Below are 25,498 nucleotides of genomic sequence, written 5' to 3'. Positions count from 1 at the left end.
GCACGCGTGGATTCGCCGATGTAGTCGTCGGGGAAGGTGCCTGAGTTCGGGATTTCCGAGGTGTGGTGAGCGGGAACTCGACCGCTCGTTGACTCCGGGGCCTGGAACGTTGGTGGGTTCAGGGCGCTGGCCCATGATGATGGGGCTCTTTGAATTTGGCTGTGGCCTGTGCTTCGGATGCTGTTGGTGATCTTCGGGGCGTCAGCTCGTGTGCGGCAGTCGGTGTGGCTGCCGTCGCCGAGGATGGGCAATGGCGGGTGCGCCCAATCGATCGTCGTCCGGTGCGGCATGCTGGCGGTCGTGAACGAATCGAAGCTGGAACTGCTTTCGCGGTTGTGGGACGAGTTCAGAAGCATGGCGTTTCCGCCGGGCTTCGGTGTTCGGGAGCCCGAGGGCGAGTGCATGGCGTTCACGGACACGCTTGTCGCTGGCTGCATCCACACGGCCTTGAACAACAACGGTTCGCTGGACGATTGGCGGCGTGGGGTTTTGCAGAACCGTATCGAGGCTCTCGTGAAGGTCCTTCCGGCCATCGCGGACGACGAGTACGCGACCGACTACTTCACCTGCGTGCACAGGATGGCCGTCCTGGCAGCCGAGCTCAGTGCGGATGCTGAGTGAGCTGTCTGTCCCACAGCTGCCGGAACCGGGGTGGCGGCCTCAGGGTTCGAGGTGGAATGGTTCCCGGCGGCAGGCATTCGCTGAGACGGACGAGGTTCGTTCCCGCAGCGGTGAGAACGTGTTGGACGTGCATCTTGGCTTGCCCGCGGTAGCGGCAGTTGCGCAGGCCGTGGGCGCGGACGGCCTCCGAGACGGTGGCCTCGCAGCCGATGCGGACGGCGTGGTGACGCCGCCAGGCGTCGGTGCGCTGCTCGCGGCGGAGGCGGGACTGGATCTCCTGGAGCGGGCGGGGCATGAGCATGATCTGGCGTCCGCGTCCGCCGGCATTGCCGGTGCACTGGAGCCGGTCTCGCAATTCCGGCAGGTGGCGCGGGGGAAGAGCACCGAGATACGGGGCTGGCCGTCACTGACGGAGGGCTTCCAGGGTGGGCTGGTGTGTCCGTTCGGGCAGGTGAGGGTGTGCTGTTCCCAGTCGACGCTGAAGTCCTCTTTGGCGAAGCCGGGGCGGCCGGCGGCATGCGGGTCCTCCCTGACCGGTCCGACCAGGGCGACGGAGTACTCGACGGCCGCGCGGTGGATGGTGGCCGGCGTGGAGTAGCCGCCGTCGACCAGGTGTTCCGCGGGCAGGAGGTCCTGGGCAGCCAGTCCGGCGTGGATCCGGTCCAGCGCGTCCACGTCCTGCTCGGGTGCGGGCGTGGTCAGGACGTGCACGATCACGTTCGGCTCGGGGCCACCGCAGGTCTCGGTCAAGTGGACGCGGTAGCCGGTCCACTCGGCCCGGCCCAGGCGGCGCGAGTAGCGCGCCTCGGGGTCGTGCGGGGTGACGATCTCCATGCCCGACCACGGCACCCGTGCGGTGTCCGGGGCGGGGCGGCCGTCGGTTCCCGGCCTGGTCTTCACCCGGCGCGGCATGTCGCGGCGGCTCTGCCGGTCGGTGGTGTCCTTCGGGCCACGCCAGCGCAGCTGGCCGTCCTGGTCGGTCCAGAACTGCTGAACCCAAACCCGCCGCAGCACCTGGACCGCGTCCAGCAGCCGCAGGTGCGGCGGGGCGTCGTCCGCGTGGACGGCACGCAGGATAGCCATGCCGTCGGCGCCGACCTGCTCGACGTAGTGGGCGAGTCTTTCCGCGGTCTTGGGCAGCCGGTCGTAGCGGACCGAACGCCCGTAGTGGGCCGCCCACTCCGCGGTGACCAGCCCCGTCAGCCATTCCTCACCGGCAGCCGCCAGTTCCTCCAACGCGCACCGCAAGGTCTCGCCGACCAGCTCGACCCGGTTCAACCGCCGCACGGCTGCCAGGACGTGCGTAGAGTCGGTGCGCTGCCGCCCGCCGCGCTTGACCAGTCCGGCCGCAACCAAGCGCTCGACGATCACCGCGAGCAACTGGTCCGCCCGGTCTCCCACCGCGACCCGGTCACGGAACTCCGACAGCACCGAGTGGTCGAACCCCGGATCGTCCAGCTCCAAGCCAAGCGCGTACTTCCAGTCGATCCGGCACCGCACCGCCTCGGCGGCCTGCCGGTCGGTCAGGTTCTCGGCGAACTGCAGCACCGACACCAGCGCCAGCCTCGCTGGCGAAACGCCGGGCCGCCCGTCCGACGAGTACCAGTTCGCGAACTCCTCGTCGACGAACAACTCCGACAACCGATCCCGCACCCACATCGCGGTCGTCCCGCGAGGATTCGCAGCGCGCGCCACCTGCACCGTCCTCGCGGGGATCCCGAGCCCCGAACTCGAACCCCTCGACACCGCAACCCCGTTCCGCAGCCTCCCCAGGCCCAGGGAATCAGCCCTCGGGCGCCAAGTCACCGTGGCGAAACTCGGCGATCCCACCGAAGATCACCAACAGCATCCGAAATATCCGCCACAGCCTTGGATCTGCTCGTGGTCCCCAGTTTGTTGATGGCCTAACAGAGGGGCCGCCGACAGCTGGAGCCGACGCCGCGTGCATGGGGCACCGTGGCTAGGAAGCAGTGGTCCATCGGCGTTTGCGCCAGGCGAAGGGGAGGATCTCGATGCGACTGTGGACGGTGCCGTCACATGTCGCGCGGACGCCGTGCCCCGCCAGGGTGTCGCATACCTCCTGGGCGACTGCCATGCCGGCCGCGTCGCGTTTCGCGAGGTCGTCCTCGAAGGCACCGAACGCCAGCATCAGACCTCCGCCCGCCACGCCGCATTCAAGATCCTGGCGGTGGTAGAAAACCGCTCCGCGTGCGGGAGTCGGCCGTGCCGAAGCGGCTTCGTGCGCTTCGGCCCAGCCGTCGGAGAGGGTGTAGCCCGGATTCTGGAGGGCGATGATCCCGCGTTCGTTCAGCGTGTCGAAGGCCCTGTCGATGGCGTCGTTCGCAGTGGGCTTGCGCCAGCGGGCCTCGCGTCGACGATGCTCCCGGAACAACTGCGCAACGTGGGAAGTCAGTTCGTCCCGAAGTGCGTGATCGTCCGCCCCGAGTTCGCGTTCCACCCATGTCCGGACCTGATCTTCGTCCTCGAAGCCGCCCAAGACCGCAACTGCAACGTGCTCCCGCATGCTTTGGATGTCGTATTCGTCAAGCATCGTGGAAGCGTAGGGAGAGCCGCCGTTCATCGCCTGCCGCGTCGCGTGATCCGGCTACTGGATCAGCGCGCGAGGCAGCCGCACTCTCGCAGCGTTCGCGCGGTCGCCGGTCCGTGCGGCAGCTCCCGTGCGGGTGGGGAACTCCAGCGAGCAATAGTGTCCTTCTGGTGACACGGCCGGCATCGACCTGATGGGTGAACCGCTCGCCGGGTTCGGATCGGTGTGCCGCCGCGAGTCCACCACGCAGATCGGTGTCATCGCCGGGACGCTGGCTCGGGAAAGTCCGCGGTTGCACGGCTTCGGCGTGAAGGCCGGCGGACTGGCGATGGACGTCGAGCACCTGGTCTCGGCGGACTCCATGGCCTGGTCCACCGGAGCCCGCCGCCGACGGATCCGTCTGCGCTCGTGCACCCATGCGGCGGCCGACCGCGGGCCCAGCCTGACCCACGCGCTCGTGTGGCGCGAGCACGTGCTCGCGGACCAGGTCGAGGCCGGTGAGGCCTTCCACGACGCCACGATGACCCAGTCGGTCAGCTGGTGGGCTGGGGCGGCTGACGTCGACCGAGCTCTGCGGCCCGGCACTCCGAGTGCCGGGCCGCCGCGCGTTTACGCACCGTCGATGGGCACGGGGGAGAGGCCGGGTCCTGCGGGGACAGTGTTCATCGCTCGTCGGCCTGGCGGGCGCGCAGTGTCCTGACCTTGTGCCGGTTGCCGCAGTGTTCCATGGAGCACCAGCGGCGGCGGCCGGGTCGTGAAGTGTCGACGTAGACGAGGTGGCAGTCCTCGGCGGCGCAGGTGCGGATGCGGTGCGCGAAGGGGCCGGTCAGCAGGTCGACGGCGTCCCGGGCGACGGTGGCGGCCAGGTGTGTTCCGGTGGGGTTTCCGGCCCACTGCCGTGTGCCGTCCGGGGCGATGGCCGGGGCCAGGGCGGGGCGGGCGGCTGCCGCGTTGATGGTCTCCAGGTCCGGTATCGGGCGGGGTTCGCCGCGCGTGTGGGCGATGACCACGCGGAACAGTGCGTCGCGCAGCTCGCGGAGACCGGCGACTTCCGCGGGGGCGACCTCCAGGACGGGTGTCGGGATCAGCCGTGACCGGGTCGCCCAGGCGGCGAGGTCGGCGGGCTCGTACAGGACTTCGTACCGGCGGTACGGGCCGGGGCCGCCGGTGGTGAGCAGTTCGAGGCACAGCGCGCCGGGGTCGAACCGGTAGGCGGCGCCCGTGTGGGAGTGCAGCGTCAGGCCCGCGGTTGCCTTCGATTCCATGTAACTACTATAACTGGTTACATGGCACTGAACTGGAAGCTTGTCGTCGACAGCACGAACGCCCCCGCCCTCGCGGACTTCTGGGCCGCGGCCCTGGAGTACGAGGTGGAGGACCCCAGCGCGCTCATCGAGCAACTGCAGGCCGCCGGCCGCCTCGGCGACGAGGCCGTCACCGAGCACCGCGGCCGCAAGACCTTCCGCGGCTATGCCGCCGTCCGGCACCCCGAGGACCCTTTCGACGAGGTCAGCGGCGTCGGCCGCGGCCGACGGCTGCTCTTCCAGGACGTGCCGGAGGGGAAGACCACCAAGAACCGCCTGCACCTCGACATCCACAGCGCGCCCCACGGCCTCGACACGCTGGTCGCCAGGCTCGAAGGCCTCGGCGCGACCCGCGTCCGCGAGGTGGACAACGGGCCCGCCGGGCACTGGTGGGTCATGCAGGACCCCGAGGGCAACGAGTTCTGCGTGGCGTAGCCCGCCCCCGCTACGCCGCGGGGAGGAAGTGCCGGAACCGTTGGGGCGCGGCGTCTCACACGGTTCCGAGCACGACCTTCTCCGCACCGATCCGCCGGATCCGGTCCCGTCCCCAGTCGGCCAGGGCTTCCAGGGCGGTGTTGAGCGTCGTGCCGGGAGTACTCGACCTTCGGCGGCACCACCGGGTAGACCTCCCGGTGCACGAGGCCGTCCTCCTCCATCTCCCGCAGGTGCTGGACGAGCATCTTCTCGCTGACGCCCGGGAGTTCGCGCCGCAACTCGGCGAAACGGCGGGTGCCGTGCTCGTGCAGCTCCCAGATGATCAGGGACTTCCACTTGCCGGCGACGACGTCCATCGCGGCGTCGATCCCGCAGAAGTAGGGGCCTCGTCGCGCCGACGTCGCCATGCCTGCCTCCGTGTTGCTCAGCGGTACTCACCTTCTGGTGAGTACCCCACTATTTAGTCAGTACTGGTCAACTCTACTGGCACTGCTGAGGATTGGAGTCGCACAGGAACCTGCCGTACGACGTGAGGGAGCAGACATGCCGCAGATTCACGACACCGATGTGAGCGTCCTCGGACTCGGCGCGATGGGGAGCGCGCTCGCCGAGGCCCTGCTGAAGGCCGGGTTGCGGACCACCGTGTGGAACCGTTCCGCGGGGAAGGCGGACGCGCTCGTCGCACAGGGGGCCACCGAGGCCGCCTCGGCCGCCGAAGCGGTCCGCGCGAGCCGACTGGTGATCGTCTGCCTCTTCGATCACGACTCCGTGCACGAGGTACTCGACCCGCTGGTCGGCGACCTGGCCGGGCGCACCCTGGTCAACCTGACCACGACCAAGCCGGCGCAGGCCCGGGAATCGGCCGCCTGGGCGGCCCACGGGGGGATCGCCTACCTGGACGGGGGCATCATGGCGGTGCCGTCCATGATCGGGCAGCCCGGCGCCTCGATCCTGTACAGCGGCTCGGAGGAGGTGTTCCGCGAACACGAGGCGCTGTTCGACCACTGGGCGACCGGCACCTACTTCGGCGAGGACGCGGGGCTGGCGTCGCTGTACGACTTCGCGTTGCTCTCGGCCATGTACGTCATGTTCGCGGGATTCATGCAGGGCGCGGCCATGCTCGCCCCGGCGGGAGTGTCCGCGGGCCGGTTCGCGGAGATGGCGGCGCCGTGGCTGACCGCCATGACCGGCGAACTCGCCGGCTACGCCGAGGTCATCGACGGCGGCGACTACACCGTCCCGGGCCAGCAGAGCCTGACGTTCTCCAACCTCGGCCTGTTCATCGAGGCGATCACCGAAGAAGGCGTCAGCCCCGAACCGGTCGCCATGGTCCAGCGGCTCATCCGGCAGCAGGTGGACGCCGGCCACGGCGAGCACGGCTTCGCGCGCATCGTCGAGAGCATCAAGCACCCGGGCGCGTGACGCCCGGCGACGCGTGTCGCCGCAGGCCACCGGTGCGTACCAGGACCTCCGTGAACGCCTGGACCGCGCGTTCGTCCACCGCGGTGCGTCGGAGGACGGCCGCGTACTCGATCGGCGGAGTACCGCGGAACGGGACCCACACGGTATCCGGCCGGGTGTAGTACGGTTCCGCGCCCTGGCTGGCGATGGTGCAGCCCTTGCCGGCACCGACCAGGGCCAGGGCCTCCTGCCAGTAGGTGGCGGTGACCCGGTGGATGGGTGCCCCGGACGGGGTGACCGTCGGGTAGTGGTGGTCGATCCAGTACTGCGGCATCCCCGCGAAGGTGACAAGCGTCGTCCCGGCCAGGTCCTCGACCGTCACGGAAACGCGTCGGGCGAGTTCGTGGCGTGCCGGAACCACCAGCATCGGCCGTTCGGTCACCAGCACCGGACCGACCGTGAGATCGGATTCCCGCACCGGTGTCTCCGTCACCTGGAAATGCAGCCGGCCGGCACGCAACGGGCCGAACGGGTCCGCGAGCTGGGTTTCCTGGATGACGACTTCGCAATCGGGATAGGAGCCGCGGAACACCTCGGCCGCGCGCAGGATGAGATCGGCCGTCATCGGACTGGAGTATCCGATCCGCAGACCGTCCGCGAAGCCTCGGCCCGCCGCGACCGCGGAGGCCCACGCCTGCTGCATCTGCCGGTACGCGGGGCCGAGGTCCTCGGCCAACCGCCGCCCGACAGGCGTCAGCGCGACGCGTCGGCTGGAGCGCTCGAACAGCAGGCACCCGACCCGGCGTTCCAGCTTTCCGATGGTCTGGCTCACGCGTCCTGCGGAGACCCCGAGGCGTTCGGCCGTTCGACCGAAGTGCAGTTCTTCGGACAGCACCAGGAACGCTTCCATTTCATGGCGCTCCAATTCCCTAGACCTTTCCCTTAGCGAAGCTCAACGCTGCTTGAGTCGATCGGCATTGTTCCAGGTGCGGGGCCGCAGTGATCGTGGTGTCCGGGCGGGGGGCTCTCCTCCGCGGTGACTCCGAACGAACACGAGGACCCCATGCGCAAGTCCGACGATTCCTCCCTGACGGCGCGACGCCGCCCGGCACACGCCGAAAATCCGGAACCGGTTCCCGATCCACGCAGATGGAAAGCGCTGGCCCTGCTGGTCGCGGCGTTCTTCATGGTGATCGTGGATTCACAGATCGTGCTGCTCGCGCTACCGGCCGTCGAATCCGACCTCGGATTCGCCGCAGGCAATGTGCAATGGGTGATGAGCGCCTATCTGCTGGCGTTCGGCGGACTGCTGATGTTCGGCGGGAGAACCGCCGATCTCCTCGGCGGGCGCCGGATGTTCCTCATTGGGACCGCGTTGTTCGGCGTCGCGTCGGTGCTGTGCGGACTGGCGTGGACCAGTTCCGTGCTGGTGTCCGCACGCGTCGTGCAGGGCGCGGCCGCCGCCGTGATGACACCGACGGCGATGGCCGTCCTGATGCACACGTTCGCGGAAGGCCCCGAGCGCAACAAGGCGCTCGGAATCTGGACCGGCATCGGTGCGTTCGGTGCGACCGCCGCGCTCCTGATCGGCGGCCCGATCACCGACGGTCTCGGCTGGGAGTGGATCTTCTTCATCAACGTCCCGGTCGTGGCAGCCGTCCTCCTGCTCGGTCCGAAGCTGCTCCGGGAGACCCCGGTGCGCCCGGGCCGCAAGAACTTCGACCCGGGCGGCGCGCTGACCGTCACCGCAGCGATCGCGCTCCTTGTGTACGCCACCGTCCGGGCGCCGGAGACCGGGTGGGCAAGCGGCGGCACGCTCGGCCTGCTGGCCGCGTCCGCAGTGCTGTTCGTGGTCTTCGTGATGATCGAGACCCGCTCGCAGGCCCCGCTGGTGCCGCTCCGCGTCTTCCGGTCCCCAACCCTGGTCGGCGGCAACATCCTGATGCTGATCGTCGCCATGGCCGTCTACGGCGGCGCACTGATCACGTCGCTGTACGCGCAGCAGGTCCTCGGCTACAGCGCGGTCAAGTTCGGTCTCAGCACCGCCATTTACGCCGTCATGTCCATCATCGGGGCCAACCTCGCCGCGAAACTGGTGGGCAAGACCGGATACAAGCCGATCGCCGTGACCGGCATGGTGTTCCTGGCCGGCGGACTCCTACTGCTCAGCCAGGTCGACGACCGCGGGAGCTACTGGTCCGAACTGTTCCTCGGCCTGGTGGTGTTCGGCTTCGGCATCGGATCCACCAACGTCGCCGCCTCGATCGCCTCCCTCACCGGCGCCAAGCCGGAGGAATCCGGGCTGGTCTCCGGCCTCAACAACGCGGTGTTCCAGATCGGTGCCGCGCTCGGCATCGCCATCGCCTCCTCGGTGGCCACCGCCCAGGCGACCGGTACGACGCCGCGAGGACTCACCGACGGCTTCCAGGCGGGCTTCCTCGCCACCGCCGTCTTCGCACTCGTCGGCCTGGCGACGGCACTGACGCTGATGCTGGTGCGCGCCCCGCAGCCACCTCGGGCGAATCCGACCAGGACAGCGGCTCCACGGACGAATCCCCCAGGCAATCCCTGACCTTGGTGCACTGACCAGGGCAGCTCCCCGGCCGGACCGGCGCCCACCGGCCCGGCCAGGACGGCGCGGCGGCGTCGGCCGCACAACTCCCGGCCGGACCGGCGGTCCTCGCACGAGCGGGCTGCTTCGACGCGGTGGCCGCCCAATGTGCGGAGCGCGGATTTGCCGACCCCGCCCAGTCCGTGGACCGCGGGCACGACGACCTTGCCGGAATGCGCGAAGGCGGTCCCCAGTGTCTCCGGTCCGCGGCTGCGACCGACGAACACGCCGCCGGGACTGAGTGTTGTGCGGCGGAACGCGCCTTCGACGAGTCCCGGGCAGCACCGGCTGCGTAGGAAACTACAACGAGGCAGAGCCGTTTCACCCGCGTGGGCTATGGCCTACCCCCGGCCAGGGCGGTACGGCCCACCGGTGGCCGTGGCCGTCCAACGTGCTGTCCGTCGGGGACCATACCAGCGTTCCGGGATCCGGTGTGGCCCGAGGTCGAGGGACTGGCGGTTGACGTGGTCGAGGTGGCCGACGACGTGTCACGGATCGACGTCTGGGTCCGACAACCGTCGATTGAATGCCCGACATGTGGGGCTGCGTCGCCGCAGGCCGAATTGCGACGATGGCCACCTCAACCTGCGCGTCGGGGATCGGACACAGGTACTCAGCTCAGGCCGCGCCGGCCTGTGTGAGCATCTCGGCGATCTCGTCGCGACCTTTCTCCCGGGCGATGCCAAGCGGCGTGTTGCTGCCGACCCCGAGTTGGGACGGGTCGGTGACCTGGGCGTTGACGTCGGCCCCGGCGGCGATGAGCATCTCGATGACGGCGGTCCCGGCTCCCTGCCACACCGCGTAGTGCAGCGGCGTCACGCCCGCCGTCGTGCGGGGATCGGGATCGTCGGTGTGATCGAGCATCAGCCGGAGACTGTCCTGGGCGCCGCGGTCTACGGCCGCGTGGAGCGCGGAGATGCCGGTGACTCGGCGCTGATCCTTGCGTGTGGTGGGTCGCGCCGGGTCCGCGCCGCAGTCGAGGAGCGTCGCGACGAACTCGGGCGCGTCGAGGGCCACCATGAGTGGTGTCTGGCCGGATACGTCCTCGGCCTCCACGTCCACGCCGGCGTCGACGAGGCAGCGTACGATCTCCAGCCGCTCGGCGGCCGCCCGGTCGGGCCCGTACACGAACCGGCGATCGGCCGCGACGTGCAGCGGTGTCTCGCCGATCGTGTTGGCCGCCCGCGGGTCGGCGCCAGCGTCGAGCAGCGTCCGCACGACCTCCGGCGAGGGGCCGGGCCGGTCGGTGCGGAACGGCCCTTGGACAGCCATCCACAGCGGTGTCACGCCGCGGTCGATCCGCTCCGCATCGAAGTCGTCGGGGTGCAGGCCGAGTTCCTTGACAAGGCTGTTCCGCCCGGTCCGTGCTTCGCGGTCGGCGTCCGCCGCCAGCAGCGCCCGTACCGTCTCGGCCGAGCCCGACATCACCGCGAAGTGCAACAGGGTCATCGCGTGGTCGTCCTCGGCCGGGCCCAGTGGGGCACCCGCGGCGATCGCGGCGGTCACGGTCTCCAGGTCGCCGCGGGCGCAGGCGTTGGCCAGTCGGGCAGAGTCCGGCGGTTCGTACACGCTCAGCTCCGCCAGCATCCGCGACAACCGCCGCGGACGGCCGAAGGCGTCTGCCGCGCCGGATCCGTCGTGGTCGATCCGGTGCACATGAGGATCGCCGGGCTGCGGGTCGTCGAGATCGACGACCCAGTAGTACTGCGTCGACTCGTTGAAGCCGATGACGAAGCACGGCCGGTCGGCCCCGAACAGATCCCCCCCGCTGACCCCCTGCGGGAAGCTCACCCGCTCGCCGTGCTCGGCGGTGACCAGCAAGGCCCGCGGCGGCCACGTCACCGCCATCAGCGTCGCGATCGCCGGGGGCAGGGACCTGGCCAGCTCGGTCCGATGCACCCCCGCCTCGACGGCCTCGGGCGTGATCCCGCCCAGACGTTCGATCTGACGCAGCACCTCGACGTGCAATCCCTCGCTTCGCATCGGGTCACCGTACCGGGGGACACTGTCACGCAGTCGTGCGGCTCCTGCTGGCGCTGCGGCAGGGAATGCGTCGCGCGGTCAACTCCTGTGCCGACTGCGACCATCGATGTCGGCGGCTTCCGCGCAAGTGGAACTGGCCGACGAAAACCGCCGGTTGCCAGATGAAGACCGTTGCACGCGAGCTTGTACCAAGTACACGACCGCCAACCGTGCCGGCGAGAGCCCAGGGCGCCCGTCCGGAGGGAACCAGTCGGCGAAGTCCTCGTCGCGGAACACCTCCGCGAGCCGCGCCGCCCTGGCCGGCCGCGCGACCTGCACCGTCCGCACCGGAATCCCACGACCCGTGCTCGACCCCATCGACATCGCCGCCCCCTCGCTGCGGCCCCTCATCCAGCGAACCAGCAACAGCACCAGACGGCACGGTGGCGAAGCAGAGCGAATAGATCGCCAACAGCATCCGAAATATCCGCCACAGTCGTTGTCAAAGAGCCCGATCAATGGTCGTCTCCGGTGTCTGGAGTGGTGGTCTGTCTCAGGGCGTTGGTGTAGCGAAGGCCCGTCTCGGGGCTGATGTTGAACAGGGCGGTGAGGTGCAGCGGGTCGGCTCCGACCGCGGCGGCTTCTTCCAGCAGCCGGTCCTCGCGTAGGCGTGCTGCGGTGGTGGGCAGAACGCGGAACAGTTGGTGGGTCCAGCCGTAGGTCACTGCGGCTGTGGTGTTGGCGGTCTGCGAGCTGATGAGGAAGTGCGGATTGGCGGTCCGTGGCCACCGTTCGCGCCGGAAGGCCAGGTAGCGGTTGGCCGCGGCGCGGGTGTAGTCGTCGAGGGGCCGGTCGATGCCTTCGTAGACGAGTCGGTCGTTGTGCAGGTCGACTGCGTGAAGAGGCAGGGCGCGGACGTCCCTCGGGTGGAGGGCGTGGATGCCGACGAGCGCCACCACCATCTGCAGGGCCGGGTCCGCTGCTGCCGCGCGCGCCACGGCGAGGACCTGATCTGGGGTCAGCGGGGTGGGGACTGAGAGGGGCCGGGCGCCCATGCGCAAGGTGCGCGCCGGGTCGGCGAACAGCACCCGTTCGGCCTTGAGGACGCGGAACAGGCTGCGCAGGGCGTCTGCGTCCTGGAGGGCGCTAGGTCGGCCGTCGAGCCAGGCGACGATGTCGGCCCGTGTCGCCTGCCGCAGTGTGGTGTGCTGCTGGGAGAAGTCCTTCAGGAACGGTGTGGCGCAGGTCAGTTGGCTGCGGATCATTGACGTGGTGCGTGGGCGGTGTCGCGGCCGGCCCCGACGCAGAACGTCCATCCAGTGCTCGGCCTCGGTCCGGATCTCGGGTGCCAGCCCTTCGAGCTTGCGGCTGATCCACTGGGCGAGGCGGTCGGGGCGGTCGTCGTCGAGCAGGCCGAGTTCGAGCAGGATCTCCAAGGTGCGGTGGACGGAGCGTCGGACGCCGGGGCGGTGCAAGCTGAGCACGGTGGATGCCTTGATGCGCTCCGAGGGGTCGTGGACCGAGGCCAGCAGGTACAGGCTGTTGCGGACGTCCGAGCGGAGCCCGTTGCTCCAGCCGCGGGCGTCGGCGATGTCGTCGGCACGGGATATCAGGTAGCGGGCGAACTCTGGTTCCTTGGGCTCGGCTTCGCTGAACATGACCGGTCTCATGTCGCGCGGACTGTCGAACAGCCGAGGCTGCATCCACCGCGCCGCCGTGATCCGGAGCGGTGCGGTCATGGCCGGGGAAGCCTCGGCGGCGCGCGGCCGCGACGCCAGCCGTACGCGGCGAACCATGTCGCTGAAGAACAGTTGCTGGCCGGTGACCGCGGCGGTCCGAAGATCCGGCGGCCGCCAGGTGCGCGGGGGCATCCCGGCCTGGTGACGGCACAGCCGGCACACCAAGTCGTCCACCGGCGCTTCGAGCCGGCAGACGGAGCAGACGCCCACCGGGTACTTGCGGATGTACGAGGTGCACGCCCGGCACTTGCCCTGATGGCGTTCGGTGCCCCAGGCGAAGCAGTACCGGCAGCTGTCGGCGGCCCGCCATCGCGGGCGGCAGCGTTGGCAGTACCCGCCGCTGAAGTGCTCGGCGGACCCGCAGGTCCGGCACGGCGGCAGCGGCCTGCCCGGGTGCAGGCAGGACCAGCAGCGTTGGCTGCCGTATTCGCACACGCCGGTGCCGCACAGCCGGCAGACGCGGGGAAGTACCGCGTTCACAGCGGGGGCTCCGCCCGACCGGGGCGACGTTGCACGCTCGGCCGTTCACCGGCTGCGGCCGCTTGGGGCAGTGTCGTCTCGGCCGACGGCATGCTGCGACGCTTTCCGGGCTCGCGCACCAGGAGATCGCTGGGTTCGCAGCTGAGGACCTCGCAGATGACTTCGAGGTCGTCCAAGCGGATGGTGACCGGCTGTCCGGACCACAGGTTCGACATCTTGCCGGCGCTGATCACCAGTCCCGCGTCGGCGAGCATGCGGTGCAGTTGGGAGGACTTCCAGATGTCGCGCTTGGCGGCGACCATCCGCAGATTCCACTTCATCGTGCACCCGCCTCAGCCGGTGAAGCGGGCGGTTGCCCGGCGGCCGGCGGAGACCCATGCGTCCTCGACATGGGTCTTGTTCACGTGCACGTAGATCATCGTGGTGTTGATCCACTTGTGCCCGAGCAGCTCCTGGATGGCGACCACGTTCATCCCCTGCGCGTACAGGTCCGACGCGGCGAAGTGCCGCAGGGCATGCGGAGTGACCCGTCCGACCAGCCGGGGAAGGTGCCGACCCACCACCTCGGCCATGCCGCCGCGGAGCGCGCTCGACGTCACCCGTCGGCTTGCGCCGTCGGCCGCCCGCCGCTCGGAGGGGAACAGCGGCGCCTCGGGGTCGTTGACCTGGTCGTCGAACTCCCAGCGCGGGCCGGAGACCCACCAGTCGAGGAGTTCGCGGGCGCCGTTGATGAGCGGCACCAGGCGCTCCTTCTTTCGGCCCCGACTGCCCTTGCCCTGCAAGAGCAGCTTGCCGAATGTCCCAAGACCCCAGTGGATGTCGCCGGTTCGCAGCAGACACAGCTCGGAGATCCGCGGGCCGATCAGGCTCGCCAGCCGGAACGCGGCATAGTTGCGGACGGTCGGCGCGTACTTGCGGCACGCCGCCAAGTCGCTGCGCCATCCGGCGAACAGAGATTCCACCTCGGCCGCAGTCGGTGGAATGCGCACCCTCATGTTCGCGCCGTCGCGTGGTCGGTTGATCTCGTCGATCGGGCACTGGAGCACCACGCCGGTCGCGGCGTGGATGTCCGCGCGGTGGCGGACCTCCAGGAAGTCGAAGTAGGTCGCGAGGGCTTGGGCCTTGCGGGCCTTGGTGGCGCTCGCCAGGTGCCGCTGGCTCTCGCCGAAGAATCGGTCCAGATCGCGGGGCTCCAGCTCCCAGACGGGGCGCCCGAACCAGTTCCGGATCTCGACAACGATGTCGACCTCACCCGAGATCGTGCCGTCCGCGAGCCCCGAAGCGGCCCGCGCCAGCACGAACTCCGAGAGCAGGTCCTGCTCGAAGTCCGCGACCTCGTCGGCCGACTGCAGCAGCGGATACGGGCGCAGCGGCTGCACCTCAGCAAGTGCCATCCCAGCTCCTCAGTTCACGAATGGTCCTGAGGCGTCAGGCTTCTGGAGGAGCACTCATGAATTCTGAGGAATCATCAGCAGCCACCCAAACGAGTGACCCCCACGCCGCCCCGCTGGTCAGTACCCTGCCGGGGACTTCACCCAGCGGACTCCCCAGCAGGAACTCAGGCGCAGAAAGACACAGACCACGACGACCTCGTCCGCCATGCGGATCTTGGCCCGGTGCAGTTCGTCGAGGTCGGCCTTGATGGTGCGGGCCCGCGTGGGGTCGGCCCACAACGGGCTGGGCGCCTTCATACTCACGCCCGGCGCCAGGACCACGGCGCCGGCCAGGGTCAGCCGCTCGGTCTCGCGGGCGAGTTCGGCCATGAACCGGGTGCTCCCGCACAGGCACACGACCCACGGCCGCACGGGCGCCGGTCGCTGCTCCGAGTCCGGCCGGGCCGGAGGGGTGCGTTCGAGGGTGATGGTCAACGTGACTCCCGAGGGTCGACGGGGCGACGGCCGGGTCCGGCCGCGCTCGAAACCCCCGGCACCGCTGGGCGGTTCCGGGGGCAACGGGCGCGGCCGGGTCAGCCGGCGTCGGTGTACTCGCGTGCGGCGATCTGCTCGGGGTGGGCGGTGCTGTCGTCGATGGCCCGGCGCCACTCGGCCCAGGTCCCCGGGTCGACGTCGTCCGGCGTGATCCGCGCGGCCGCCGCAGCGGCCGCGGCGAGCGTGGCGTGCGTGAGTGCCTCCGTGGCCAGGGCCCGTCCCCTCACCGGGTCGACTCCGTCGCCGTAGGTGTAGTGGTGGGCCATCGCGGCGAGGCGTTCGGCCTCGCGGTAGTGGTGCGCTCCGCTGCTCATCGTGTCCTTGCTCCTTCGACGGGTTCGGTTCCGGGTGGCGCGGTGCCGGGTTCGGCCGCGCTCGAAACCCCCGGCACCGCGAGGGGCGGTTCCGGGGGCAATGGGCTCGGCCGGTCAGGCGTGGAGGTCGCGGCAGATCGGGTCGGGACGGTCCCGGGCGTCGTAGGCGCGGGTGATCGCGGAGTCGACGTCCTCGGGTCCGTGGATCGCGATCGTCTGGAAGAAGCCGCAGGCGCAGGGAGCGATCAGGGCGACCAGGGGCGCGCCGTCGCGGTCGGTGGACCAGGCCCAGATGCCGTCGCCGAGGTGGGTGACGGCTCCGGAGGAGCAGGCGCCGTCGGCGTGGGGGGTTTCGGGGTAGCCGGTCCAGGTGTCGATGTCGGCGAGTGCCGTGATGGCGGGCGCCCAGTACTCGGCGTCGGAGGCGGCGAGTTTCGCGGCGTTGCGGGCCTGGTCGGCGCGTAGGTACGCCGCGAGCGCGTCGCGTTCGGCGGCGCGTTCGCGGGCCGCGCGATAAAGCAGCCGCGCCGGGGTGTCCTCGCCCGGCCCCGTCGTGGTGGTGGGGGTGACGGTCACGTCCGGTCTCCCCTGTCGGTGGTCGCGGTGGCGGGGGAGAGGGGTTCGGGGAGTTCGACGTCCTCGTCGTCCTGGTCCTCCTCGTCGCACTCCTCGCACGGCGGGATCAGGCGGGAGCCGAGGCAGCCGGGCGTGCAGGCGACGTCGTCGCCGAACGACGCCTCGATCTCGTGCCATTTGGTGACGTGGGCGGCGATCTCCTCGCGGGCGAGCGTCAGCGCCCACCGCAGCTGGTGCGGGTTCAGGTGCTCGACGGGGATCGGGTCGACGTCGACGCCGAAGAGGGCGCGCAGGTCGAACACTTCGTCTTCCGTCGGGTTCGGGTTCGGGTGGTGGCCGTTGGTGTGCACGTGCACGGGTGCTGCTCCTGTCGGTGGTGGGATCGGGGGTGTTCGTGCGAGCGGTCCCGGCCGGGCCCGGGGTGCGGGTCGGTCGGGGCCGCGCTCGCGGTCGCGGTCGGGTTACAGCGCGGTGAGGGTGTCGACCGCGATCTCGTAGATGTCCACCAGGTCGGTGACGCCGTCCCAGGTGCCGGGGGCGTAGCGGACGTGGACCACGCGCATCGCGATGCCGTCGCGGCCGGTGGCGTCGTGGATGTGGACGGTGTGGCTGCGGCGGGCGCGGCGGATCGCCGCGCGGGCGGCGTTGATCCGGCACTCGATCGGGTCGTAGACGCGGCCGTCGATGCGGGTGTTCACGATGACGTGCCCGTCGCGCGGGCCGACGCGGCGCAGCTGCTCGGTGTAGGCGCGCCGGGCCTGGGTGTAGGTGTCGACGTGGGTCCGGATGGTGTCGGTGCTCATGGTGGGGTTCCTCGCTGCCGGTGGTCGGGGGAGGTCGCTTGTGCGAGCGCCCCCGCTCGAGACGTTCGGGCGACCGGGTCGGCCGTCCTCCACGAACCCGGGCATGCATGGTCCGGGGTCATGGGGATCGGCCGGTCAGGAGAGGGCGGCCGTCACGGCGTCGACGGCGGCGTGGGCGAGGTGGTCGGCGAGGTCGGACAGGGTCCCGGCGAAGCTGGTGCCGGAGAGCATCGCGCCGGCGGCGATCGCGAGCAGGACCACCAGGACCACGCCGCGCCGGTACGCGAGGTACAGCGCTCCGGCGACGGCGAGGACGCCGGTGGTGATCGACACCGCGCTGCCGCCGGTCCCGGCGACCGACGACTTCGTGGTGTCGGAGGCGTACGCGACGGCGGGGGCGAGGTTCAGGAGGAGGGTGCCGATGATGACGACGGCCGCTCGTACCAGGCGGGTTCGGCAGGTTCGGTTGTTTGTGGGCATGCCGGATCACTCCCGGTGTGGGGATGGGTGGTCGGGGATCGGGTCGAGCGGGTCGTGCGCCCGCGGCGCCGCCCGCTGCGCCGGGTTTCGGGGCAGCGGCCGGACCGTGGGGGCAGGGCCTGTGGTCAGTCGGCGAGTTCGTACACGCCGCGTTGAGAGCTGCGGGTCCTTCTTTGGGCGGTCAGCGTGGTCAGGTTGTTGGCGATGCTGCCGCTGGAGACCTTGGGACCACCGTCGTTGTTCACGGCGATGGCGATGTCCGCTTTGGTCAGCGGTCCGTTCGCCAGCACGCGCAGGACGCGTAGGGCGAGGGTGGGCTTGTCGGCGGGCCGGGGGGCGTGGTGTCCGTCCGGAACTCTTCGGGTGGGCGGGGCGGGCGCGGGCGTGGCCGTCCGAGGCCCGGTGCGAAGGTGCGTGTGGTGGACCCAGCTGACCACTTCGCCGTCGACGACTCGGACCACGCGCCCGTCCCCGGTCCATCCGGCGATCCATTCGCGCACCATCCGGCGGGTGGCGTAGTGGCCCTGCCCGGTGAGGGTGCGGGCCAGGGCCTGGGCGCCCGAGCCTTCGGGCCCCGCCTCGCGCAGGGCTTCCAGGGCGCGTTCCTCGACGGTGGGTTCATCGATCGTCGCGATCGGCGGGCCGGCCTGGGGGCGGTCTTGTGTCGGGTTGGTGTTCGCGGCGGCCAGGGCGCCCGCGAACAGGGCGTCGGTGACGCGCATGGCGACCCGGACGGCGTGGCGTCGGCACAGCGGGATCGGGTCGTGTACGAACGACGGGTCCGGGCAGGCCCGGTCGGGTTCGACGACAGCGCAGGGTTTGATGCCTTGCACGGTGTTCATGGTGTTGTCCTCGACGGTGTCGAAAGTTCGTTTGCGGGGCCGGGTTCCGGGATGAGCCACCGGTTCCCGAGCGGTCAACTGCGTTGGGGACGCCGGGTCACGAGCAGCAGGGCGAGGACAGCGACCGCGCCCAGGGCGGCGGCGAGGGCCCACAGGAGGTCGGCTCCGGCGGCGATGCCGGGGGCGGCTGCGCCGATGCCGTAGCCGATTCCGGCGACCGCCGTGCCGAGTCCGATGCCGCCGACCGCGAGGCCGAGTGCCCATTGCGGCACGGCGGTTCGTGCCGGGGCAGCGGATCGGGTGGGCGTGATCTCGTACGGGACCGGGACGGTGTGGGCGAGCGCCGTCGGGCCGCCGCCGGCGGGGACGGTGAGGTACGCGGGGGTCACTGTGCCGTCGGCGGTGGTGATGGTCACCACCGCGGTGGTGGTGCCGGCGACATATCGCGAATCCGGCGGGGCGGTTTCGGGGTGGGCTGGCAGCATGAATCGGCTCCTGGCGTGTGCGGGCGGGCGGGGACGGGTGCTGTCGGTTCTCCGCCGCGCCCGCGCGGTGGGCGCGGGCGGGACGGGCAGCCGGCAGGGGGTCAGTCGGCGTCGGGGGCGGCGGGTGGGTGGTTGTCGATGTGTTGGACGACGATCGACCGCAGCGTCAGGCCGCGGAGGGCGAGGACGGATGCGGCGGTCCAGGCGAGGACGGCGATCGCGGCGGCGACGGCTCGGCCGGGGTCCTCGGTGCCTGCCCACACCATCGCGACGGTGGCTGCGCCCCAGGCGGTCCAGGTCAGGCGGGCACCGGTCGAGCCGAGGGCGGCGACGATCAGGGCGATCAGGCCGGTCCATGCCCACAGTCGGAACGTCGTGCCGCCGTCGAGGGGCAGGGACTGGGTGTGGGCGTCGAGGTAGCGGCGGACCGGGTCGGTGACGGTCAGCAGGACGCCGTCGGGAACCGTTCCCGCCGTGAGGTGGTCGCGGCTCCAGTGGACCAGGCCCGTCGCGAGGTGGAACAGCCCCCACAGGAGCAGGATGCCGACGGCGGCAACGGCCGCGGACCCGAGGGCGGTGAGGGTGGCGCGGATCCATCCGGCCATGCCGTTCCAGCCGAGGCGGGGCGCGTGTTCGAGGTCGGAGACGAGCGGGCCGAATCGGCCGCGTCGCCACCACGGCGGGGTGTCGGGTGCGGTGTCGGGAGTCTCGTGGGTCATGTCGAAAGTCCTTCGCGTTCGGGCGTGGGTTCGGGTGTGCCGTGCCGGTCGGCGCGGCGGGAACGGGTGTGCCGCGGGCTCGGCTTCCGGGCAGCGGCGGGTGGGTCAGTCGTCGAGGCTCGCGATGGCCGCGAGGGCCTCCCGGGCGGAGGTGATCGGCTTCCGCGGGGGCCTGCTCCCGCCTCCGCCGCCGGGGCCGCGGGGACTTGCGTTGTCGCGCCCGCCCCGGCTCTGCCCGTTCTTGGTCTTCCTGCGGGGGCGGTGGTCGTCCCGACCTTCGTCGTCCCCGGGGTCGTCGTCCTCGAGGTCTTCGTCGGGCGCGTTCCAGTCGCCCCACAGGCCGCGTTCGTCGAGTCCGGTGATCTCGTGGGCGGTGAGGCGGTTGATCGTGTCGGGGAAGAGGTCGGCGAGGTCGGTCTCGAAGTCGGCGAGGAGCGTCTTGACCAGCACGGGGCGGCCGTTGTCGAGGACGATGACGGCCACACCGCCGGTGCCGACGCCGTTCTCGGGGTCGGCCTCGCCGGAGATCGCCCGGTCGATGGCGCTGCCCTCGGAGGCCGCGTACCGGGCGGGGATCAGCGGCACGTCGTGGGCGTCGGTCATGGTGCCCTCGACCGCCTTGCGCGTCGCCCCCGGCGAGCCGCAGTTGAAGACGATCGGCCGACTGTTCTGGCGGAGGTTGTCCTTCATCGCCGTGGAGAACCCGTCGTCCACGAACGGGGATTGACCCGCCACGCACAGGCCGATGCCGTACTTGAGGCCGGTGACCGTCAGGTCGTCGCCCAGCGTCTGGATCTCCGCGCCGTACAGCGGGTCCTTGGTCGCGGTCATGTACTCGTCGCAGTACACGTTCAGCATCGGGTACGGGCAGCGCGGGTCGCCGGGCTTGAAGTCGTGCGGGCGCCCGTCGTGCGCCCACGGCATCTCCGCGCGGATCTCGCACAACGCCTTCGCCGCCCGCAGGCTGCGCACCATCCACAGGGGATTCGCGCCCTGGCGGTCGACGTGCCGGCCGAGGACGCCGATCTTCCCGTCCGGGCGGACCGTGGACAACCACACCACGCCGCCCGCGAGGGACTGGGCGGCCGCGGTGAGCGCGAAGTACTGGGTCTTGCCCGACCGCGAGACGCCCAGCACGAGGGCGTGGCAGGCGGCGTCCTTGTCGGCCTGCCACACCATGCTGCGCACGGGCTGTCCGGTGATGGTGTAGCCGCAGACGAACATGCCCTTCGCATCGGGGGTGAGCAACTCGCGGGTGGCGCGGAAGGTCCGGCTCAGCGGGGGTTCGTCGAAGACGCTGAGGAGGAACCGGTGTCCCTCGACCAGCAGGAAAACGCGGGCGTCGTCGTAGGGCACGCCCAGGCCGCGACAGACCTTGTCGGGGTCCACACGCGGATCGTCGGCGGCGTCCTCCATCTCGGCCCGGTAGAAGGTGACGCGCCGTCTGCGGTCGCGGGTGATGTCGACCAGACGCGAGCCGGGGGCGCCGCCGCCCGGGCGGGCGATCCGGTCGATCCACTTCTCCTCGTCGGTGGGTTCGGAGCGGCGCCTGGTCCCGGCGTCGGGAATGACATGGACCTCGAGCCACCCGGGCCCGCCCTGCCGGCCCTCCTGCCGGGGGACGGTGTTCAGGCGGACGTCGCTCTCGTCGACGCCGAACGCGGCTGCGGCATCGGCCTCGCTCACGCCCCTGATGGGGCGGCCGAGTTCGTCCGCGCGCAGGAGCACCGTCATGTCGTGCGGCATGCCGTCGTGCGGGACCGCGCGGACGACGTGGCAGCGGCCGGGGCTCCCGGCGCGTTCCCACATCGCCGCCGCGCCGCGGGTGAGCGGGTCCTTCCCGCCGCCTGCGTGCGCGGCGGGGGAGGGGGCGGGGCGGGGCCGTGGCCCGGGGGTGTGGTCGAGGGCGGGTCGGTGTCGGCGGCGGGTGGTGCGCGAGAGCGGCAGGATCGCGCAGCCGGTCACGGCCCAGGCGGCGGCGAGGAGCGCGTCCCAGCCCCAGCCGGGGGTGACGATCGCGGTCAGGTCGACGGCCAGGCCGGTCACGAGCGGCGACCAGCGGACCATCTTGCGGCCGACGCCCTCATGGCCGGTGGTCGCGCGGAGCGTGGCGAGGGTTCCGGTGGCGCCCGCGAGGATGAGAACGCTGTTGGGGACACCGTCGGGGGCGATGTTGGGGGCCGCGGCCAGAGTCGGCGCGGCCAGGGCGTAGGTGAGACGTTCGACGGCGACGCTGCGGGACACCGGGGATCTCCTGACGGGGCGGGGCGGGTACGGGAAGGGGCGGCCCCGCCGTCTCGGGCGGGGCCGCCCCTTGGTGTGGGTGCGCGGTGGGGTTGTGGTGGTTGGGGGTTCAGCGGTCGAAGAACCCCGGTTTGGGGGTGCGTTCGCGGCGGCCGGAGCGGATGGTGTCGAGGTCCTGGTAGAGCTTGCGGTGGGTGTCCTTGGCGTTGTGGGCGACGGAGACGACGTCCTGTGCGGCGACGTTGAGGAGCCGTACGCGGGCGGTGACCGCGTGGAGGGCGTTGGCGACCTCGCCGGTCTTGTACACGAACCTGCGGTCGAGTTCCGCGCGTTCGATCGCGCCGGCCAGGTCGTTGGTGCGGGCGGCGTTGCGCTTCATGCGTTTGCGCAGATCCTCGAGTTCGGTCGACAGGTCGTCCACCGACGCCGCCAGGTGGGCCAGTCGGGCCTGGACGGCGCGGTAGCGGTTGTCGTCGTCGGCCGGCGCGGGAGCGCGTTCACGGGTGGGGCGGGGCGCCGGGGCGGCGGGGGCGGGTCGGGGTTCGGGCAGGTTGCTCATCCGCGGGGTTCTCCTCCGAGTGCGGGCCGGGTGGGGGTGGTGGGTCAGTCGTGGTGGGCGGCGGCGGAGGTGTGGCGCAGGCCGGCGTCCTCCTTGGCGTTCATGTCCTGGCCGTAGACCCGGCCGACGTCGCGGGCGGCGTCGGCGGCGGTCTCGTACGCGGCCTCGCAGTCGTCCGCGCAACGGTCGGCCTGGAGCCGCAGGCGGTCGGCGGCGTCGGCGAGTTCGGAGACGGCGGAGGTGACGCGGGTGTCGATGTTGTGGTCGTGGATCAGGTCGGCCGACATCGCCCGGCATGCCTTCGAGACCCGCTTCAGGGCGTCGGCGAGTTCGTGTGCGCGTTCCTGGTCGGCCTTGGCGTCCAGGGCGATGTCGGCCATGTCCATCAGGTAGCTGTCGAAGGTGACGTCGGTGCGGTGTCGGGCGGCGAGTCCGCCCTGGGCCGAGGCGTTCGCCGGTGACCTGCTGCTCACGGTGTCCTCCTTGCTGTGGTCGAAGGCGACGGGCGCGGACGCGGGGGAGTGGTCGCCCTCGTCGGGGGGCGGGGGGCGGGTGGTGCCCGGGCGTTCGGTGTGCGGTTCGGGCGCGGCCGCCAGGGCCCGGGGCGCGACGGCCGCCCGTGGCCCGGGTGTTCCGGGTTCGTGCGGGGGGCGACGTTCCTCGTCGACGACTTCCGCGTCCCAGAACACCGTGGGCTCGGCCTCCGACGGGGGCGGGCCCTGGTCCCGGCGGAGGCGGTCCTCGGCGAGGTTCCGCAGGAAGTCGAGGAAACTCGCGATCCGCTCGCGTGTCCTGCGGTCCCCGGCCTTGTCGTTCCCGTCCCTGTCCCGCCGGTCTCGGTCCGTGTCCGACCGGTCTCGGTCCTGGTCTCCGTCGTCCTGCGGCTCGCGATCCTCCGAGTCCGAGTCCGAGTCCGGTTCGGGCTCCGGATCGTCCCTGGTTCGGGAAGTGTCCCGGGCGACGATGTCGTCGAGCAGGCGCATCGCCTCCCGGAACGTGGCTTGCGGGTCCTTGCAGGTCTTGAGGATGCGTTCGGCCTCGTCGTCGTCCTCGCGTCTGATCGCCCAGGCAACGCGTCGCACGGTGTCCGGGTCGACGTGGGGATTGCCGTCCCCACGGCCCTTGGAGCCCTTCTGAGAGCCCTTCGAGCCCTGGGTCGAGTCCTTGGATCCGGAAGTCTTCTCCCGGCCGCCGAAGGGCCCTTCGGAGGCTTTTCCACCGCTTCCCTTGACGGCGGACCCCCCGCCGGAGGAACCGGACTTGCCACCACCACCCGAGTCGCCGCCCGGGGACTTCCCGCCGGACTTTCCCGTGCCGGACGATCCGCCCGAGTCCTTGCCGCCACCCGAGCCTTTACCGGCACTCGAACCCTTGCCGCCGGAGCTCTTGCCGCCGCCGGGTGACGTGCCGCCCGAGCCCTTGCCGGACGACCCGCCGCCCGAACCCTTCGCGCCGGCCGCGGTGCCGGCACCGCGGCCGGACCCCGAGCCGGCCGGGGGGCGGCCTGTGCCCTTCGACCCGCCGGAGCCCGGGGCGCCGCCCGAACCGGAACCGGATCGGCGGCCGGAACCGCCCCCGGGACCCCCGGAGTTGTTGCGGGCCCCGGACGATCCCGAGCCGCCGGATCCCCGGCCGCCGGACGGTTTGAAGGAGCCCTTGCCCCCGCCGCCGGATCCGCCGCCGTTGCCGCGCGAGCCGCCGGTGTCCGCCTTGCCTCGGGCGGCGGCGCGGTCGCCCCGGCCCTTCACCCGGGCCTGGCGGAGTTTGCCGTTCGCCTCGATCATGCCGACGTCGCGGTCGGTCCGCGCCTGCATCAGCGCGACCTTCCGCGCCAATTCGGCCTGCCGGAATTCCTGTTCCTCCGCGAAACGCGCCTGGCCTTTCACGACGCGCAATTCGAGCCAGTCACCGATCCTGTCGGCGAAGGAACGACGGTGAACATATTCGCCGTCGATATCTTCGCCCGGGTTCTCTTCGGATTCCGCGTTCTCGACGTCGGGAATTCCCTCGGATCGCAGCGCCGCCGCCGGATCCGGAACGGGAATGGGCGGGAATTCACGTCCCGATTCCTGGTCTTGGAGGGGTTCGGGGTCGGGGTCCGTCGGGGGGACCGCGTCGGGGTAGGTGGGGATGGGCGGCGGCACGTACGAGGCGTCGCCACGTTCGGGGAACGGCAGCACCCGCGCATCCCCACCGGGGCGGGTGCCGTCGTCCCGGTCGTCGTCGGACACGAAAAATCTCCTCCCGGGAGGGGCTTGACACAGAGTCATCTCCGCGTGCACGCGTGCACGGCACGTGTGCACGCTTTTCGCGCGCGAGGCCCCCACGGCAATCTCGTGGGGGCCTCGCGGTCGCGGTCAGTAACGCGGGGGGTTGCGGTCGACGACCGCCTCGGCGTACTTCAACAGGTCGTCCCAGATCCGCCGATCGCCCGCCGCGCGCCGTTGCATCGCGGCGAGGAAGAGGCGGTTGACGAGGGCGTACGCGGCCCAGGCGTCGCAACGGCCGGCCTTGACGTCCTTGGCGATCGCCGAGCGGGTCAGGCGGAGCCAGAATTCCATCGCGCCCTGCTCGCCGCGAGATGCGCGGGCTTTTTCTTCCTCTTGCGTGAGCCAGTCGCGGCGTTTCTCCGACCGGATTTCCACGCTGGTGCGGGGCCGCGTCATGCCGACTTGCCCCGGCCGCGCCGGAGATCGTACACCGACGTGGGAACACCATACCCCGGACGGCCGCCCGGAATATCGTCCTCGCCGTTCTCTTCGACGCGGGGCGCGGATCGCAGGGCCGGATTCCTTTTGCGTTCCCTCGCCAATTCCCTTTCCCTGCGGCGGCGGGGCAGCGCCTCCATCTCCTCGGCGTGCGCGCGGCGCTTGTGGACGCTCTTCTCCAGGCCGTCGGTCAAGCCATGGACGTGCTTGAGGACCTCGCGCAGGGCGCTCTCGACCGGCCGCGCCCGCAGCCGGGCCTGATACCAGCGGTCGCCCTCCACGTGCGCGCCGCGGCAGTGCACCCGGGTCTCGCGTTGCAGGCGCTCCAGGCTCGCGCCGATGCCCAGCAGCGTCCGCTGCACGTCCGCCATGTAGCGGGCGAACGCCTCCGGGTCCTGCGCCACCCGGCGCAGCATCGCCGCCCTCTGCTCGGACGCCGCCTGGGCATCCCGGTCGTCGGTGTTCATCAGGGTGTTCCTTCGCTGTTCGGGGGAGTGGGATCTCGGGTTCGGCGCACGGCGCCTTCGCCGAGCCCCGGGACGCGACACGCGCGCACCGGGACCAGCGAAGCCGTCTGCGGAGGTATTAGGGCCTGTTCTGAGTTCGGATCACGATCGGGTCATTCCGGCCTCGGCGTCCGGGGGAATGCGGTAGACCGGACGGCATGACCCGGGGTGATCTGTCGGATGGCGAATGGGAGTTGGTCGAGCCGCACCTGCCACTGGGGGTGTCCGGACCG

At 71.0% G+C, this 25,498-nt stretch carries 27 protein-coding genes and 2 pseudogenes; 5 read left to right on the top strand and 24 right to left on the bottom strand.

Features of this window, described 5'->3' with window-relative positions:
- Positions 1-177 precede the first annotated feature (177 nt).
- A complete protein-coding gene (locus tag ACH4XV_RS44900) occupies positions 178-621 on the top strand; it encodes a hypothetical protein (protein ID WP_395799786.1) in 444 nt (147 codons plus the stop codon).
- On the opposite strand, the gene ACH4XV_RS44895 is transcribed toward ACH4XV_RS44900, so the two are convergent.
- The 3 genes and pseudogenes from ACH4XV_RS44895 to ACH4XV_RS44885 form a co-directional block, all read right to left on the bottom strand.
- Positions 602-916 (bottom strand): transposase, encoded by a 315-nt coding sequence (locus ACH4XV_RS44895; protein WP_395799874.1) that lies wholly within the window; start codon positions 914-916, stop codon positions 602-604. The two genes, ACH4XV_RS44900 and ACH4XV_RS44895, sit on opposite strands and share 20 nt — an antisense overlap.
- Before the next feature lie 1,091 nt (positions 917-2,007).
- Positions 2,008-2,280: pseudogene (locus ACH4XV_RS44890) on the bottom strand (transposase); the annotation flags it as partial.
- Between the two features lie 301 nt (positions 2,281-2,581).
- Entirely contained in the window at positions 2,582-3,172 is a 591-nt protein-coding gene (locus tag ACH4XV_RS44885) for a DUF6891 domain-containing protein (RefSeq protein WP_395799784.1), read from the bottom strand.
- 190 nt (positions 3,173-3,362) lie between these two features.
- On the opposite strand from ACH4XV_RS44885, the gene ACH4XV_RS44880 reads away from it, so the two are divergent.
- On the top strand, positions 3,363-3,869 hold the full coding sequence (locus tag ACH4XV_RS44880) for a hypothetical protein (RefSeq protein WP_395799782.1): 507 nt from the start codon (positions 3,363-3,365) through the stop codon (positions 3,867-3,869).
- Here the strand turns inward: ACH4XV_RS44880 and ACH4XV_RS44875 are convergent.
- A complete protein-coding gene (locus tag ACH4XV_RS44875; RefSeq protein ID WP_395799780.1) occupies positions 3,832-4,434 on the bottom strand; it encodes a CGNR zinc finger domain-containing protein in 603 nt (200 codons plus the stop codon). The genes ACH4XV_RS44880 and ACH4XV_RS44875 overlap by 38 nt on opposite strands.
- 21 nt (positions 4,435-4,455) lie before the next feature.
- Between ACH4XV_RS44875 and ACH4XV_RS44870 the strand changes: the two genes are divergently transcribed.
- On the top strand, positions 4,456-4,908 hold the full coding sequence (locus ACH4XV_RS44870) for a VOC family protein (protein WP_395799778.1): 453 nt from the start codon (positions 4,456-4,458) through the stop codon (positions 4,906-4,908).
- Between the two features lie 55 nt (positions 4,909-4,963).
- Here the strand turns inward: ACH4XV_RS44870 and ACH4XV_RS44865 are convergent.
- A pseudogene (locus ACH4XV_RS44865) lies at positions 4,964-5,315 on the bottom strand (winged helix-turn-helix transcriptional regulator).
- On the opposite strand from ACH4XV_RS44865, the gene ACH4XV_RS44860 reads away from it, so the two are divergent.
- A complete protein-coding gene (locus ACH4XV_RS44860) occupies positions 5,314-6,330 on the top strand; it encodes an NAD(P)-dependent oxidoreductase (RefSeq protein WP_395799776.1) in 1,017 nt (338 codons plus the stop codon). The pseudogene ACH4XV_RS44865 and the gene ACH4XV_RS44860 sit on opposite strands and share 2 nt — an antisense overlap.
- On the opposite strand, the gene ACH4XV_RS44855 is transcribed toward ACH4XV_RS44860, so the two are convergent.
- Positions 6,311-7,219, bottom strand: coding sequence for a LysR family transcriptional regulator (locus ACH4XV_RS44855; RefSeq protein WP_395799774.1), 909 nt, complete (start codon positions 7,217-7,219; stop codon positions 6,311-6,313). The genes ACH4XV_RS44860 and ACH4XV_RS44855 overlap by 20 nt on opposite strands.
- A gap of 153 nt (positions 7,220-7,372) precedes the next feature.
- On the opposite strand from ACH4XV_RS44855, the gene ACH4XV_RS44850 reads away from it, so the two are divergent.
- Positions 7,373-8,881: an MFS transporter gene (locus ACH4XV_RS44850; protein WP_395799772.1), complete on the top strand. Its 1,509-nt coding sequence runs from the start codon at positions 7,373-7,375 to the stop codon at positions 8,879-8,881.
- A gap of 657 nt (positions 8,882-9,538) precedes the next feature.
- Here the strand turns inward: ACH4XV_RS44850 and ACH4XV_RS44845 are convergent.
- From ACH4XV_RS44845 to ACH4XV_RS44760, 18 genes are all read right to left on the bottom strand, one after another.
- Positions 9,539-10,903: an ankyrin repeat domain-containing protein gene (locus tag ACH4XV_RS44845; RefSeq protein WP_395799770.1), complete on the bottom strand. Its 1,365-nt coding sequence runs from the start codon at positions 10,901-10,903 to the stop codon at positions 9,539-9,541.
- A gap of 494 nt (positions 10,904-11,397) precedes the next feature.
- A complete protein-coding gene (locus ACH4XV_RS44840; protein WP_395799768.1) occupies positions 11,398-13,101 on the bottom strand; it encodes a hypothetical protein in 1,704 nt (567 codons plus the stop codon).
- The gene (locus ACH4XV_RS44835; RefSeq protein WP_395799766.1) at positions 13,098-13,421 is read right to left on the bottom strand and encodes a helix-turn-helix domain-containing protein; all 324 of its coding nucleotides are present in this window, start codon (positions 13,419-13,421) and stop codon (positions 13,098-13,100) included. The genes ACH4XV_RS44840 and ACH4XV_RS44835 overlap by 4 nt, the downstream gene beginning before the upstream one ends.
- Positions 13,422-13,433: 12 nt before the next feature.
- Complete coding sequence (locus tag ACH4XV_RS44830; protein WP_395799764.1) at positions 13,434-14,495, bottom strand: tyrosine-type recombinase/integrase; 1,062 nt, start codon at positions 14,493-14,495, stop codon at positions 13,434-13,436.
- A gap of 117 nt (positions 14,496-14,612) precedes the next feature.
- Positions 14,613-14,969: a hypothetical protein gene (locus tag ACH4XV_RS44825; protein WP_395799763.1), complete on the bottom strand. Its 357-nt coding sequence runs from the start codon at positions 14,967-14,969 to the stop codon at positions 14,613-14,615.
- A gap of 98 nt (positions 14,970-15,067) precedes the next feature.
- Entirely contained in the window at positions 15,068-15,343 is a 276-nt protein-coding gene (locus ACH4XV_RS44820; protein ID WP_395799761.1) for a hypothetical protein, read from the bottom strand.
- Positions 15,344-15,457: 114 nt separating this feature from the next.
- Entirely contained in the window at positions 15,458-15,919 is a 462-nt protein-coding gene (locus tag ACH4XV_RS44815; protein ID WP_395799759.1) for a hypothetical protein, read from the bottom strand.
- Positions 15,916-16,275 (bottom strand): hypothetical protein, encoded by a 360-nt coding sequence (locus ACH4XV_RS44810; protein WP_395799757.1) that lies wholly within the window; start codon positions 16,273-16,275, stop codon positions 15,916-15,918. The genes ACH4XV_RS44815 and ACH4XV_RS44810 overlap by 4 nt, the downstream gene beginning before the upstream one ends.
- Before the next feature lie 105 nt (positions 16,276-16,380).
- Positions 16,381-16,722, bottom strand: coding sequence for a hypothetical protein (locus ACH4XV_RS44805; RefSeq protein WP_395799755.1), 342 nt, complete (start codon positions 16,720-16,722; stop codon positions 16,381-16,383).
- Positions 16,723-16,857: 135 nt separating this feature from the next.
- Positions 16,858-17,202, bottom strand: a complete 345-nt coding sequence (locus ACH4XV_RS44800; protein ID WP_395799753.1) for a hypothetical protein — start codon at positions 17,200-17,202, stop codon at positions 16,858-16,860.
- A 125-nt stretch (positions 17,203-17,327) separates the two neighbouring features.
- Positions 17,328-18,044, bottom strand: a complete 717-nt coding sequence (locus ACH4XV_RS44795) for a hypothetical protein (protein ID WP_395799751.1) — start codon at positions 18,042-18,044, stop codon at positions 17,328-17,330.
- Between the two features lie 74 nt (positions 18,045-18,118).
- Entirely contained in the window at positions 18,119-18,529 is a 411-nt protein-coding gene (locus tag ACH4XV_RS44790) for a hypothetical protein (RefSeq protein ID WP_395799749.1), read from the bottom strand.
- Positions 18,530-18,630: 101 nt separating this feature from the next.
- Complete coding sequence (locus ACH4XV_RS44785) at positions 18,631-19,248, bottom strand: hypothetical protein (RefSeq protein ID WP_395799747.1); 618 nt, start codon at positions 19,246-19,248, stop codon at positions 18,631-18,633.
- A gap of 105 nt (positions 19,249-19,353) precedes the next feature.
- Positions 19,354-21,492 (bottom strand): chromosome segregation protein ParM, encoded by a 2,139-nt coding sequence (locus ACH4XV_RS44780; protein WP_395799746.1) that lies wholly within the window; start codon positions 21,490-21,492, stop codon positions 19,354-19,356.
- A gap of 109 nt (positions 21,493-21,601) precedes the next feature.
- Positions 21,602-22,051, bottom strand: coding sequence for a conjugal transfer protein TraB (locus ACH4XV_RS44775; protein ID WP_395799744.1), 450 nt, complete (start codon positions 22,049-22,051; stop codon positions 21,602-21,604).
- Positions 22,052-22,095: 44 nt separating this feature from the next.
- On the bottom strand, positions 22,096-24,282 hold the full coding sequence (locus tag ACH4XV_RS44770) for a hypothetical protein (protein WP_395799742.1): 2,187 nt from the start codon (positions 24,280-24,282) through the stop codon (positions 22,096-22,098).
- 126 nt (positions 24,283-24,408) lie between these two features.
- The gene (locus tag ACH4XV_RS44765) at positions 24,409-24,612 is read right to left on the bottom strand and encodes a hypothetical protein (RefSeq protein ID WP_395799740.1); all 204 of its coding nucleotides are present in this window, start codon (positions 24,610-24,612) and stop codon (positions 24,409-24,411) included.
- A 101-nt stretch (positions 24,613-24,713) separates the two neighbouring features.
- Positions 24,714-25,226 carry a hypothetical protein gene (locus ACH4XV_RS44760; RefSeq protein ID WP_395799738.1) on the bottom strand — a complete coding sequence of 171 codons (513 nt, stop codon included), beginning with the start codon at positions 25,224-25,226 and terminating at the stop codon, positions 24,714-24,716.
- Positions 25,227-25,498 lie beyond the last annotated feature (272 nt).

This window comes from Embleya sp. NPDC020630 (assembly GCF_044334985.1).
In the GTDB taxonomy this organism is placed as follows: domain Bacteria; phylum Actinomycetota; class Actinomycetes; order Streptomycetales; family Streptomycetaceae; genus Embleya.
This window is presented reverse-complemented; position numbering and strand designations above follow the sequence as displayed.